The sequence below is a fragment of the Cyanobium sp. NIVA-CYA 375 genome, assembly GCF_056108345.1.
Genome location: NZ_JBSYHW010000030.1, coordinates 1 through 12,766, shown reverse-complemented (window position 1 = coordinate 12,766; position 12,766 = coordinate 1). Strand labels below are relative to the sequence as shown.

The 12,766-nt window shown below is 64.1% G+C and carries 14 protein-coding genes; 3 read left to right on the top strand and 11 right to left on the bottom strand.

Annotated features, from left to right (window positions below; all coding sequences use genetic code 11):
* Positions 1-5: 5 nt before the first annotated feature.
* From AC01FP_RS09290 to AC01FP_RS09265, 6 genes are all read right to left on the bottom strand, one after another.
* Complete coding sequence (locus AC01FP_RS09290) at positions 6-1,583, bottom strand: iron uptake porin (protein WP_474479775.1); 1,578 nt, start codon at positions 1,581-1,583, stop codon at positions 6-8.
* Positions 1,584-2,105: 522 nt separating this feature from the next.
* Entirely contained in the window at positions 2,106-2,249 is a 144-nt protein-coding gene (locus AC01FP_RS09285; RefSeq protein ID WP_474479774.1) for a hypothetical protein, read from the bottom strand.
* Positions 2,250-2,329: 80 nt separating this feature from the next.
* Positions 2,330-2,938 (bottom strand): HupE/UreJ family protein, encoded by a 609-nt coding sequence (locus AC01FP_RS09280; protein ID WP_474479773.1) that lies wholly within the window; start codon positions 2,936-2,938, stop codon positions 2,330-2,332.
* Between the two features lie 34 nt (positions 2,939-2,972).
* A complete protein-coding gene (locus tag AC01FP_RS09275) occupies positions 2,973-4,055 on the bottom strand; it encodes a CobW family GTP-binding protein (RefSeq protein WP_474479797.1) in 1,083 nt (360 codons plus the stop codon).
* A 76-nt stretch (positions 4,056-4,131) separates the two neighbouring features.
* On the bottom strand, positions 4,132-5,607 hold the full coding sequence (locus tag AC01FP_RS09270; protein WP_474479772.1) for an iron uptake porin: 1,476 nt from the start codon (positions 5,605-5,607) through the stop codon (positions 4,132-4,134).
* Between the two features lie 73 nt (positions 5,608-5,680).
* Complete coding sequence (locus AC01FP_RS09265) at positions 5,681-6,709, bottom strand: metal ABC transporter substrate-binding protein (RefSeq protein WP_474479771.1); 1,029 nt, start codon at positions 6,707-6,709, stop codon at positions 5,681-5,683.
* A 203-nt stretch (positions 6,710-6,912) separates the two neighbouring features.
* Between AC01FP_RS09265 and AC01FP_RS09260 the strand changes: the two genes are divergently transcribed.
* Positions 6,913-7,608: a metal ABC transporter ATP-binding protein gene (locus AC01FP_RS09260; protein ID WP_474479770.1), complete on the top strand. Its 696-nt coding sequence runs from the start codon at positions 6,913-6,915 to the stop codon at positions 7,606-7,608.
* Between the two features lie 10 nt (positions 7,609-7,618).
* Here the strand turns inward: AC01FP_RS09260 and AC01FP_RS09255 are convergent, their stop codons facing one another.
* Positions 7,619-8,020, bottom strand: coding sequence for a Fur family transcriptional regulator (locus AC01FP_RS09255; RefSeq protein ID WP_474479769.1), 402 nt, complete (start codon positions 8,018-8,020; stop codon positions 7,619-7,621).
* Positions 8,021-8,054: 34 nt separating this feature from the next.
* Between AC01FP_RS09255 and AC01FP_RS09250 the strand changes: the two genes are divergently transcribed.
* Positions 8,055-8,867 carry a metal ABC transporter permease gene (locus tag AC01FP_RS09250; protein ID WP_474479768.1) on the top strand — a complete coding sequence of 271 codons (813 nt, stop codon included), beginning with the start codon at positions 8,055-8,057 and terminating at the stop codon, positions 8,865-8,867.
* Here the strand turns inward: AC01FP_RS09250 and AC01FP_RS09245 are convergent.
* From AC01FP_RS09245 to AC01FP_RS09230, 4 genes are all read right to left on the bottom strand, one after another.
* The gene (locus tag AC01FP_RS09245) at positions 8,853-10,172 is read right to left on the bottom strand and encodes a hypothetical protein (protein ID WP_474479767.1); all 1,320 of its coding nucleotides are present in this window, start codon (positions 10,170-10,172) and stop codon (positions 8,853-8,855) included. The two genes, AC01FP_RS09250 and AC01FP_RS09245, sit on opposite strands and share 15 nt — an antisense overlap.
* Positions 10,169-10,831: a TIGR03943 family putative permease subunit gene (locus AC01FP_RS09240; protein ID WP_474479766.1), complete on the bottom strand. Its 663-nt coding sequence runs from the start codon at positions 10,829-10,831 to the stop codon at positions 10,169-10,171. Before AC01FP_RS09240 ends, AC01FP_RS09245 begins: the two co-directional genes overlap by 4 nt.
* A complete protein-coding gene (locus tag AC01FP_RS09235) occupies positions 10,831-11,979 on the bottom strand; it encodes a permease (protein WP_474479765.1) in 1,149 nt (382 codons plus the stop codon). Before AC01FP_RS09235 ends, AC01FP_RS09240 begins: the two co-directional genes overlap by 1 nt.
* A gap of 107 nt (positions 11,980-12,086) precedes the next feature.
* Positions 12,087-12,551, bottom strand: a complete 465-nt coding sequence (locus AC01FP_RS09230; protein ID WP_474479764.1) for a 6-carboxytetrahydropterin synthase — start codon at positions 12,549-12,551, stop codon at positions 12,087-12,089.
* Between AC01FP_RS09230 and AC01FP_RS09225 the strand changes: the two genes are divergently transcribed.
* Positions 12,550-12,766, top strand: a 217-nt coding sequence (locus AC01FP_RS09225; RefSeq protein ID WP_474479763.1) for a phosphoribosyl-AMP cyclohydrolase, incomplete at its 3' end; no start/stop codon positions are given. The genes AC01FP_RS09230 and AC01FP_RS09225 overlap by 2 nt on opposite strands.

Here is a 12,766-nt window from a genome sequence, read left to right as displayed (position 1 = left end):
CGCGATCAGAAGCGGAACGTGGTCTGAATCACGCCACCCCAGGTGCTGTCGCCACCAGCAGCTTGATAGCTGGGGGCATAGAAAATGCCCGGCGTGATCGAAATTTTGTCGGTGACTTGGTACTTGTAAAAGAACTCCCAGAGGAAGCTTTCAGATGATTGCTCCGAGGTCGCATTGCTTGCAAAGGGGGCTTGACCAAAGGCAAAACCAGCACTATTACCCTTTTGGAACACATCCTTCCACTGAAGACCCACCATCCAGGACTGGATGTTGCCTTGGTTGGGAATGGAGCTACTGACAGCACCGCTTATGTCTGTAAAGCCATAGCCGGCCGAAATTGAGGGCATCCAGCTAGAGCCCGTAGGCTCCCAGAACGCGCCAATAGACACGCTGTTAGAGGATTGACCAGTGACGGTTGATAGCGTCTGCAAGCCAGCAGCCATGTTGCCGTCGCGCCCCACTTGAGAGCCCGCACTGCCGTAGCGATAGGCAAGAGCAGCTCCCCAGTTTTGGCCACGGGCTCCTAACTGGGTTGTAACGTTAATTCCTGAATCTTCGCTAAAAGCGCCAATCGAGGAATCGGCAAAGCCTCGAGCTGAGATATAGCTGGCGTCGAAGGTCAGGAAGGGATTTCCTTTCTCAACCTTTTGCTTCCACTGGAACCCGAACCCGGAGCCGGTAGCTTTGTTGTAGGTGCCAGTAGCGCCCGACAGGCCGAAGAAATCAAGCAGACCTGAATCGTAAACCTGTGGACGGAAGGACAGCAGTTCGGTGTTGCGAACCAGAGCGCCTGCTGTCAGTTTGACCTCGTTGCCCACCGGGAAGGTGTAGAAAAGACGGTCAATTCTGACGTCAGAATCGGTTCCAGTGGCTTTGTCAAGATGGAAGATATTGTTGCTGGAGCCGAAAGGTGCGGTAAAGTTTCCACTACGTAAGCGGCCCCGTAATAAGTCCTTACCTGTATAACTGGTGTCGAAGCTCAGGCGGTAATCGTAGTTGAATGTGGTTCTATCTTGTTTTGCTCCAGTTGATGGGGCATTATTATTTGGCAAGCCACCAATAATAAAGCTAGCTTCACCACGCAGCTTGGTGGTGGTGGAAAACTGTTGGGCCTCCATAGTCCCCACCTTCGCCTCGAGGCCATCCACGCGGCCCTTGAGCACGGCGAGTTCTTTCTTGAACTCATCCATCAGGCGTTGCAGTTCATCGGTCACCTCGGTGACGCGGTCGAGGCAGGCGTTGAGCAGGGCAGCCGCTTCAAAGCGAGTCATGGCCTGGCCACCCTTGTAGGTGCCATTGGGATAGCCGGCCACGCAGCCGTATTTCTCCACCAGGTTGCTCAGGGCTTGGTAGGCCCAGTCGGTGGGCCGGATGTCGGAGAACTGGTTGACGCTGGTTACCTGATTTTTGGATCGCCAGGCCTTGAGTTCGTCGATTTCTTGCTGCTCCATGTAGGCGCTGATGTCCTCACGGCTATGCAGCGAAGCGAATTCACCCGCGGCTGCGGTTTCGGGGGCGATGACGGCAGGCAGCACCAAGCCAAGGGCGGCCGGTGCCAGCAACATGCGCTGGAACGGATTCATGAACTCCTCACAACAGAAGTAAGTAAGTGGATTCCCAACGGAAGGAAATCAACTGGGATACTTCTATTGGATGCAAAAGCCTCGATGGACTTGTATTGATTCAAATCTGGGTATCAAAAGTCACCCATTCAGGTGTGGAGGGCCGTCTGCGGAAAATGTTGCCTTTGCAACGCCATCTGCGTTTGCACCATGATTACGAGCTGCTGAAAGGCAGACTCCCTGCCATGGGCGTGGGGTGGGGATCACCGTCGCTTAATCGGTGCTGCTGTCCACTGACAAGGCGAGCACTTGGCTGCAATTCTCCATCACCAATGGTTTTGGCCGTCTGTCTGATTCAGAGCTCACACTGGACCTTTGTTGGCCCTGGCGATCTGCAGTTGATCTGCCTGGAGGCGTGTTTATTTCAGGCCCTGACCTGGCAATACGGTTGCCTGGTTGGCCAGGGGGATTGGCTGCCGTTTCCCTTGTCTCATGGGAGGTTGGCGGAGCTGATCGGTTCAATACCCCGATTCTGAAGCTGGCTTAGCGGTTGCGTTGGACCCGCACGGGCACAAGCACCGGCTGCATCAGGCCGCCGCCGCCATTGTCATCGTCGGAGTCTGTGGCAAGCCAGAAAGCCAGGCCGAACAAGGCGAGAACGCCTGAGAAGAGGATCAGTTCGGCCATGGCGCTCTATTTGGCTTCCGTAACCGTAGCTCGGTTGGCCAGGGTGTTGTGTAACAAAGCTGCCCGGTTCGGGGCGGTTACTACACCAGCGGAGCGAGTGCCAGCAGAGCTCCAGCCAGGCTGAGCCCTGCGGCCAGCCGTATCCCCCAGCTCGGACTGAGTTGACGCATCACTGCGAAGCTGGCTCCTACCACTGCTGTGGAGGTCAGGCCTGCGCCCAGCCACCAACCCAGCAAGCCAGCAGCGCTGCCGTGAGCTTCCTGGCCATGAAGCATGGCGTGGACGGAGACTCCGATTGCGAGCATCACCGCCAGCACCTGAGTCGGAGCGTTAAGAAGGTTTGCCTGCTGATTGCGCTGCAGTGCCAGCAGGGTGAGCCCCAGTCCTGACACTGTCAGAGCTGCCAGCACCTCAGCACCTGGCAGGTTGCCGCCGAAGGCTCCAAACAAGGATCCGACCACAGCTGCAACCAGGGCCACTAGCAATATGGATGGGCCGGCCAGGGCCGCAGCGCCGCCAACGCCAAGCAGCAACAGCAGGTGATCGAGCCCTAGCAGCGGGTGGCTTGCTCCTGCAGCCAGGCCTGCGCTTGCCAAACCATGGGCACCTGCTGGCAGGGTCGACAACAGGCTGAGGGCCAGGCCGGCGGCGGCGGCTGGGGCCAGTTGGCGCAGGGTGGTGGACATCATGAAATTAGCTGGATCCTCTGAGTCAGTATACCGCTCAGGCGAAGCCCTTGCCGGAATCTTTGGCAACGCACACCTGCAGTTGCTGGCGCAACTTGGTGTGGTCGAGATTTTTGCCGATCAGCACGATCTGGTTCTTGCGTCCTGAGCCCTCTGGCCAGTCGGAATCGTCGATCGAGAAACGCTTGCCAGCCAGGTGGAACACATGGCGGCGCTCACTTTCGTTGAACCAGAGGATCCCTTTGGCGCGAAACAGCTCGGCTGGCAGTTGGTTGTCGAGAAAGTTCTGAAATTTGCGCAGGGCGAAAGGCCCCTCGGACGCAAACGACAACGAGGTGAATCCCTCGATGGCGGCGTGGTCGGGGTCATCGGCGTGCTCGTGCTTGTGATGGTCGTGATCGTGGTGCTCATGCTCATGCTCGTGCTCGCAGTGGCCGTGATCGTGGTCGCAGGAGCTGTGGTCTGGCTCGGCGCTGAGCTGCTGCTGGGCAACGATTTTGTCGCTTTCGAATAGCCCCACGCTGAGCAGTAGGGGCAGGGGCACTTCGCCCTTCACCGAGCGCAGGATGCGGGCATCGGTCTTGATCTCGCGCAACTGGGCCTCTAGGGCAACCAGCCGCTCCTCAGCTACCAGGTCGCATTTGTTTAGTAACAGCATGTCGCTGTACACGATCTGGGCCCGGGCCACCTCGCCCTCCAGCAGCTCGTCGCTGAAGTTTTCGGCATCTACCAGGGTGATGATCGAATCGAGCCTGGTGGCATCTCGCAGGTCGCTGCCGAGGAAGGTCATGGCCACCGGCAGGGGGTCGGCCAGGCCGGTGGTCTCCACCACCAGATAGTCCACCGGATCGGGGCGCTCCAGGATGCGGTACACCGCCTCGAGCAGTTCACCGTTGATGGAGCAGCAGATGCAGCCGTTGCTCAGCTCCACCATGTCTTCGCCGGTGGCAACAATCAGGTCGTTGTCGATGCCGATTTCACCGAATTCGTTGACCAGCACGGCGGTTTTGACCCCCTGCTGATTGCTGAGAATGTGGTTGAGCAGGGTGGTCTTACCCGCCCCCAGAAAGCCGGTGAGGATTGTCACGGGCAGGCCCGTGGTGGTGGCACTGGCGGTCATGGAATGGGGCATGGCGTGGCTGTGATGACCCTAGGAACCCTTTGCAGCAATCCATTGGGGCAGGGATTAGCTCGACTCAAAACTGGAAGCTGGTTTTGATCAGGGCACCGAATTGGTTGGCACCACCCCCATTACCCCCAGGATTGTTGAGCACGAAGATCGCCGGAGTCACGGAGATGGCGTCGGTGACCTGCCACTGGTACCACCACTCCCAAGCCCACACGCCGGATTCGCTGGCAGCCCCATTGCGGGTGGCGGTTGCAAAGGCGGGTTGGCCCACTCCCATGCCAAAGCTGTTGCCTTCAGCCAGCACATCGCTCCATTGCAGGCCCACCATCCACGACTGGCTGGTGCGCAGGTCTGAGCCGGAGCTGCCGTTGACGCCGTAACCAGCGCTGATCGAGGGCAGCCAGCCACTCTTGGCCAGCTGCCAGAAGCCGCTGATGGCAAAGGCATTGGTGTTGACGCCGTTCTCCTCGATCTCGGTGGTGATGAAGGGGGTGGCACCGGGCACACCCACACCGGCCTCGACATAGGAATAGAGCACGGCGATGCCCCAGTTCTCCTGGCCGTAGCCCAGCTGCACGGTGCTGGTGCCGGCTGAGCTGCTGCTGAACAGACCCTGGGAGGAATCGGCACCATTGCCTGCCACGTAGTTTGCGCTCACGCTCCAACCGTTCTGTTGCCACCAGAGGCCCAGGCCTGGGCCGAGGTTTTTGTTGTAGGCCAGCGGTGCACCGTTGAGGGTGAGCACGTTGAGGATGGTGTCGCCGGGATAGGCGCTGGGCCAGAGGGCGAGCATGTCTTCCTGGCCCACCCTGCCGCCGAGGGTGGCCGTGAACTGGCTGCCAATCGGGAACTGATAAAAGATTTTGTCGATACCCACCACATCGGGGCCACCCTCTTCTTGGAAGGCGATCTCCAGGGTGGAGAGGCCGCCGCCGAAGGCATTGCGATCGCCATCGAAGTTGCCGGCCCGCAGCACGGTGCGCAGCAGATCCTTGCCGCTGAAGCTGGTGTCGAGGTTGAGCTGCAGGTCGTAGTTGAACGTGACCTGCTCACCGGCGGGATTGTTGCTCACCCCACCCACCACGAAGGTGGCCAGGCCGGAGAGCTTGGTGGTGGTGGAGAACTGGCTGGCCTCGATTTGGCCCGCTTTTGCTTCGAGGCCATCGACACGGCCCTTGAGCACGGCCAGTTCCTGGGCGAACTCGGCCATCAGGCGCTTGAGCGTGTCGGTCACTTCAGTGACGCGATCGAGACAGGCGTTGAGCAGGGCGGCGGCCTCAAAGCGGGTCATGGCCTGCCCACCTCTGAAGCTGCCGTTGGGGTAGCCGGCGACGCAGCCGTATTTCTCCACCAAGTTGGTCAGGGCCTGATAGGCCCAGTCGGTGGGGCGCAGATCGGTGAACTGGCTGATGCCGGTGACTTGCTCCTGATGGAGCTCTTGACGGCTGTAGCGCTCGGGCTCGAATTCAGCGGCAGCTGCGGTTACCGGTGCCAGTACTCCAGCAGCAGTTGCTGCAAGCAGCAGGATTGGGCGAATTTTCACGGCTGCGAGGCGGGGCACGGAGCCAGTCTATAGCAAGAATGAGAACGATTCTCATAAATTTGCTGGCTGGGCGTCAGCGGATGGCCTGCCAGCGCTGGCTCAGGGCCTGCTGCCCGGATGCGTCGCAGCGGCCGCCCAGGCCGTTGACGATCAGGCAGGTGTTGGCGGCGAGGGTGGCCACCAGGTTGCCGTTGCCATCGGGTTCCGCTGCCAGACCATCGGCCACCAGTGGTGCGGCGGCGATGGGCACACCGCTGAGGCCGCTGACCCGCTGCAGCGCTTTGCCTGCCGGCAGCTGTTCGGCGAACAGCATCGGCACCTGCTCGCGCCGCAATTGCTCCAGTACGGCCTGGAAGGCCTGGGGGCGTAGGTTGTCGCTGCTGCTGCTGGCATCCACCACCGCCAGTTCCTGCAGTCCGTAGGCCCGGGCCAGGCTGGCAAAGGCCCGGTGTCCGGTGGCCAGGGGTCTGGCGGTGGGAATGGTGGCAAGTTGCCGGCGGTTCCAGGCGTCCAGCTGCTGCAGAGTCGCCGTCATCGCCTGGGTGCGGGCGGCAATGGGGGCTTGGGCGGCAGGTTTGAGCTGGCTGAGTTGCCGGGCCACCTCCGTTACCAGGGCTGCCGCCTGGGTTGGGTCGTGCCACACGTGGGGATCCCGGTCGCCATGGGCATGCTCATCCTCGTCATGGTTTTCCTCGCCATGGTGCTGGTGGGAATCGGCGCTCTTGGGTGGCCCAGCTTCTAGGACGGGGCTGTTGGGGACGGCCAGTTCGGCTACGGCCACGGTTCTGGTTTGGCTTGTTCCCGGCTTGCTAAGTGCGGCGAGGGCTGGGGTGAGGCCGAAGCCGTTGATCAGTACCAGCTGGGCTTGGCTGAGCTCCCGGCTCTGCTGGGGCGTTAGCCGGAATTGATGGGGGTCGTCGCCCGGCTGCAAAAGGCAGCTCACCCGTAGGTCGCTGGCGGCCAGGCGTTGGGTGATGTCGCAAAGGACCCCGTCGGCAGCGATCACGTCGGCCGGTGGGGGAGTGCGGCAAGCCTGCAGTCCTACGGCTGCCGCTAATGCCAGAGCGAGAGAGGCAGCTGCGGGAGCGGGGATACGGGTCACAACTGGCACTCCTGGTTCCGCGAATGATAATGGTTCTCACAACTTTACCTGGGGGCTGGCTGCGGCTCGTTCTGCTTTGACCAGGCCCCACGCCCTGCTGATGGCGGGTGTGTCGGTGTTTTCTATCTCGATGACTTCGTGCTGGGAGCGCGGGTGCTGGTGCTCGACCGTCGTTAGGTTTGCGGTTGCACTGATGGTGTTGCGTGTCGCTTGAGGTGAGTGAGCTGCGGGTGCGCCGCGGCGGCGAGCTGGCTCTCGACGGCGTGGCTTTTGCGCTCGAGCCCGGCACGCTCACCGCCCTGGTGGGCCCCAACGGCGCCGGCAAAAGCACCCTGCTGCAGGCCATTGAGGGTCAGCTGCCGATCGAGAGCGGTTCGATCCGGCTCGATGGGGAGCCCCTCACCTTGGCCCTGGCGCGACAGCAGTTGGCCCTGATGCCCCAGCGGGGGGAGATCGCCTGGCACTTCCCGATCAATGTGCGGGAGTTGGTGGCCCTGGGGCGGATGGCCGCCAAGCGTCCTGGCTGCTGCGATGTGGAAGCCGCCCTGCAGCGGGTTGGCTTGGCCGGGTTGGCGGGCCGGCGCCTGGATCAGTTGTCCGGTGGCCAGCAGCAGCGAGCCCTGCTGGCCCGCACCCTGGTGCAGCCAGCCAGGCTGCTGCTGCTCGATGAGCCCTGCGCTGCCATCGACCCCCCTTCACGCACGGAGCTGCTCAAGGTGATGGGCCAGCTGCGCGATGCCGGTCTCACCCTGCTGGTGAGCAGCCACGACTGGGGCCGCGACCTCGACGCCTACGACCGGGTGCTGGTGCTCGATCGCTCCCTACTCGCCGACGGCAGCCCCCAGCAGGTGCGCCAGGCCCTCGGCGACCTGCGGGTAGGCAACCACTGCTGCGGTTGATGGCCTGGCGCTAGCTGGCCTGGCGCTGCTGACAGCTTCCGCAGAGCCCGAAAAATTCCAGGGTGTGAAATAACAGCTTGAAGCCTGCGCTCTGGTCGCCGTCTGGGTGCACGTCGTGCATGGGGCAGTTATTAAGAACCACCGTGGCGCCGCAGTCGACACGGGTGAGGTGGTGTTCGTCCCGCTCTGTGGGGGCGAACAGGGCCTCGCCGCTGGGCAGGTGGCGGCAACGGATCCAGCCCCGCTGCTGCAGCTGGCGCAGGTGGCGGTAAACCGTGGCCAGCCCCATGGGCTGGGAGCCTTGGCGCAGCAGGGCGTGCAGGTCCTGGCCGGAGAGTTCCCGGTCGGCTTGGCGCAACGCCGTAAGCAGCAGCTGCTGGCGGTCGCTTGACGCGGCAACCTGGGAGGGCATGGTCAGAGTGGCTAGGGCGTAGTGCGCTGATCCTATGGAGACTCTTTGGTGGCTGCTGCCCCTGGTGCTGGCGCTGGTGATCGGCGGCCTCTGCCCATTGGCCGGCACCTTGCTGCTGGTGCAGCGGCGCCTGTTCCTGGCCAATCTCGTGTCGCACGCGGTGTTACCGGGGTTGGCGCTGGCGCTGGCCCTGCGGCTTGATCCGGGCCTCGGTGGGGTGATCAGCGGCCTGGCTGGCGCCCTGTTGGCGGAGCGGCTCAGCCGCGGTGATCGTTCTGGTGAAGGGGGCGATGAGGCGGTGCTCAACACCGTGCTGGCTGGCTTTCTCGGTTTAGGGGTGCTGTTGATCCCCCTGCTGCACATCCGGGTCGATCTGGAGGCGGTGCTGTTTGGCGATCTGCTGGCCGCCGCTCCTGCCGACCTGCTGCGCAGCCTGCTGGCCCTGGTGGCGGTGCTACTGCTGCTCGCCTGGCGCTATCACCACTACGTGTATCTGGGCGTGGATCCCATCGGCGCTGCCAGTGCTGGTTTGCCGGTGCAGCGGCTGCGGCTGCTGCTCACCCTGGTGACGGCCTTCACGGTGGTGAGCGCCATGACCGCCGTGGGGGTGGTGCTGGTGATTGCCTTGATGGGTGCTCCGGCCCTAGTGGCCTTGGCTGGAGCCGCCAGCCTGCGCCAGGCCCTGGGACGCTCGGCCCTGGTGGGTATGGGGATCAGCGGTGGCGGCTTTCTGCTGGCGATCCAGCCAGCGGTGAACCTGCCGCCCGGCCCCCTGATCGGGGTGCTGTGCATGGGCCTGCTGCCCCTGGCCTCCCTGCAACACCGGCGCCTTTCAGCCTGCCGGTAGCCACAGGGCCAGGCGCACCGGCTTGGCCAGGGGTTGCAGGCTCAGGCTGCTGCCATCCACCAGCACCGGCTTGGCGTGGCTGCCTGAGCGCAGGGTGAGCAGCAGCTGCTGGCGGGTGGGATCAAACAACATCGGCGCTCCCGGCTCCACCTCCCAGCCCTTCAAGGAGCGTTGCTTGAGCAGTTGGCCGCGGCGATCGAGGGCCAGCATCAGGGGCTGGGATCCCTGGGACCAGTTGCTCACCACCAGCCAGACCCGATCTCCACCCCGGTCGCAGGCGCTGGCCAGGACGGCTTCGCTGCCGATCCAAAGCTGCCGCGGCGGTTGGCCCGGCTCCACCAGCTCTAGGGAGCGCCGGTAGTCGGGCCAGTGACGCACCAGCAGGGCGCGGCCGCTCACGGGGCAGAAACTGCTGAGTTCCCGGCTACCGGGCAGCAGCTGGCGCCGCTGGGGCTGGCCCGGCAGGTTGTGCAGGGTGAGGCCTTCCAGTTCAGGCACCACCACCCCGCCTCCCTCGGGGAGCAGCTGCATGGGGCCAGAAGCAGAGTGGGGCAGGGGCCATTGGCGCCCCTGGGCGGTACGCACGCTGGTGCTGCCCGGATCCAGGGCGGTGGTGGACGATTGCACCAGCAGGTCGCCGCGTCGGTTGCTGCTCAGGTGGGCAAACAGCAGCGCTGCATCGTCTAGGGGTTGAAGCCCACCCGCCACGGGTTCGGAGAGGCGCCGCGGTTCGCGCACCAGGTTGTGTTGCTGCAGCGGCAGCAGCCAGAGACGGTGGCTGCCCATGCCATCACCACTGAGCACGGCCACACCGGCACCGTTGCCGAGGGGCTGCACTTGGGCCAGCTGCGGCCACACCGGGGTCAGCGCCTGCCAGCTGCCATCGCGCCGTTGCAGCTGCAGCTGTTCGCCGCCGGCAACGGGCACCACCGCCAGCAAGCGCGGCCGGGGATCCCAGAGCCACTGCTGGCGGCCCAGCGGCAGGTTGCGGCGGTCGACCCCTGCCAGCAGCAACCGCAATGGTCCGGGGATGGTTTGGCCTGGAAGCAGCAGCAGGCGCAGGGGGTTGCTTTCCCCCAGCCACGTCCAGGCCAGCTGGGGTTGCAGGCTGCTGGAGACCGCCAGGCTGGATCTGCGCATCGGTCGGCTGAAGCGCAGGTCCAGGGCCGCTGGACCGGAGCTGGCGCTGCTTGACTCCAGCTCCAGCAGCCGGGGTGGGCGTCGTAGCAGTAGTTGTTGCTGCAGTAAGGCCAGGGCGAGTCCAGCCGCCAGCACCAACGTGATCCGTTGCCCCGTGGCCTTCATGGTTCCAGGGGCCGCTTGGGCCGGGCAATCGGTGTGATTCGCTGCGCTACCACCACGCTGCGGCTCTGGCCGTTGCGTTCTTCAATAGCCATGGTGCCCTCCACCGCCAGCCATTGATCCGCCCGGGGCGTCTGGCCGGCCGGCCAGCGCACAGGCAGGCCCACCGGGGTGGCATCGGCGAGGCAACAGCGCACCAGCAGCCTGGCTAGCTGGGGGGGCTCACCAGGCTGGGGCAAGACAAAGCCGCTGATCCGCACGGGATCACCCGCGTAGAGGCTGGGGTCGGGTTGGCTGCGCAGCAAGCGCACCCAATCGGTGAGGCTGCGCTGGGCTGGCGGCAGCACGAAGCTCAGCTCAGTTTCATCGCCCAGCTCGGCAGGCCTGTTGGCGGCCAGGGTGCTGAAGGAGGGGTTGGGGGGAATGGCCAACACCAGCAATGCCACTGCGGCACTTAGCCACCAGGTTTTGGGGATGGCTTGGCGTCGGGCTGGAGGCGGGCTTTCCTGACCCCTGAGCAGCAGGCCAGCCAGCAGCAGCAAGGCCACACCGCTCAGCGCCACCAAGGGGTGGAAAACGCCGCTGAGCAAGAGATCCAGCCTGCCGCTGAGGCTGCTTTGCAGCAGCACGGCTCCCCACAGTCCCAGGGCGAAGGCGCGCATCACAGCCGCAGCAAATTGACCCATTGCCCCAGCACCAGCACGGCCACCGCTGCGGCGGCACTGGTGAGGGCGATGGCCTTGGGCTTAAACAACACCCTGAACAGTCCCAGCAGCTTCAGGTCGACCACCGGGCCCAGCACCAGGAAGGCCAGCAGCGCTCCCGGGGTGACCTGGGCAGCGAAGCCCAGGGCGAGGAAGGCATCGACGCTGGAGCAAACCGAAACCACCACCGCCAGCAGCATCAGGCTCAGTACAGAGATGGTTGGTGCTCCCCCCACCGCCAGCAGCCAGCTACGCGGCAGCAGGGTTTGCACCGTGGCGGCGATGGCACAACCCAGCACCAGCAGGGCGGCCAGATCGAGAAATTCGCGGCTGCCGTGCTGGAGCACCTCCTGCAAGGGCGGCCGCGCCACCTTGAGGGGCTGCACCTTGGCGCCGATGGCTCCGACAAGCCCGCTGCGACGCTCCAGCAGCCCCACCTGGGCCAAGGGCTGACTCAGCCGCCTTTCTTCGAGCAGCACCGGATCTAGTAATTCGGCCTCGGGCAGCAGGCGCAGCACGGTGGCCAGCAGCACCGACAGCAGCAGGGCTGATCCAGGGCGGGCCGCCAGCAGCCAGGGCTGGTTGGGGAAGGCGGCCCAGGTGCTGGCCAGCACGATTGGATTCAGCACCGGCGCGGCAAATAAAAAGCCCAGGGCCGTGCCAACCGGGGCGCCACCGGCCAGCAGCCGCCGCGCCACCGGCACATTGCCGCATTCACAAGCGGGTAGGGCAAAGCCAAGGGCGGCTCCTGTGAGGGGCCCCAGCAGGGGGTGGCCGGGCAGCTGCCGCAGCCAGGCACCTCCAGGCGCCAGCCAGCGGGCCAGGCTGGCGATACCGACGCCAATCAGCAGAAACGGCAGGGCTTCGAGCAGCAGACCCTGAAAAATCGCCCAGGCGGTGGCCAGCTGTGCCAAGAGCAACCCGCAGGGATGGACATCATGGATCTCGGGATGGGTGGCGCAGGGCATCGATTGATCGTCCATCTGGTGCGCTCCGGTGCAGTGGAACTGCTGAGCTGCTTTTTCGGCCGCGGCCTTGGTGGGATGTAGCGCCTGAACCCCACCACTACTGCGACTGGGCCCAGCCAGGGCGACAGCGGGCAGCATCAATCAGCAGACAGCAGTTGGAGCAAGCGGCCCATCGGGCGGTGGCGGTCCATTGAGGCGCAAGTTAGGAGCCTCGCGCCCCTGGCCCAGTCATTGCTGGCTTGATGTCAGGGTTTGAACCACGCCGGCAGGGCTTCAAAACAGGCGGCATTTTTCTCGTTTTCCCTCGCCTCCACCTTCCAGCAGCAGCTGCGGCCGCTGTCGCGGCCGTGCAGCAGTTCGTTGGCCCAGCCCCACACCAGCTCGGCGCTGGCCTCCATGCCCACATTGGCCATCACCCTCAGGTCGAGGGCGCCCTGGTCGTGCAGCTGGCGCCAGGTCGAGAGGAGGGGGTCATCGGCATTGGCCAGAAAGGTGTGGTCGAATTGATCTGCCAGCCGGGCTTCGAGCTGTTTCAGGCTGGAAAAATCCACCACAAAGCCACAGTCGTCGAGTTGATGGGCCCGAAACCAGAAGCTAAAACTGCGGCTGTAGCCATGCACGAAGCGGCAGTGGCCCTGGTGGCGCCATTGGCGATGGCAACAGGGATAACCGCTGAAAGTTTTACTGCAGCTGTAGGCCGGAGTGGGCATGGGTGAGGATCGGGACAGCAGCAGCGCAAGGGCCTTGTCAGCAGTATTTCAGCCCCCAGACCCTCAATTCATTGGGGCCTTGCGCTTCAACGAAGCTGGTTTGATCCCCGCGGTTGCCCAGGACTGGCTCGATGGCGCCGTGTTGATGGTGGCCTGGATGAACCAGCAGGCGATCGAGCGCACCCTCGCCAGCGGCGAGGTGCACTATTGGAGCC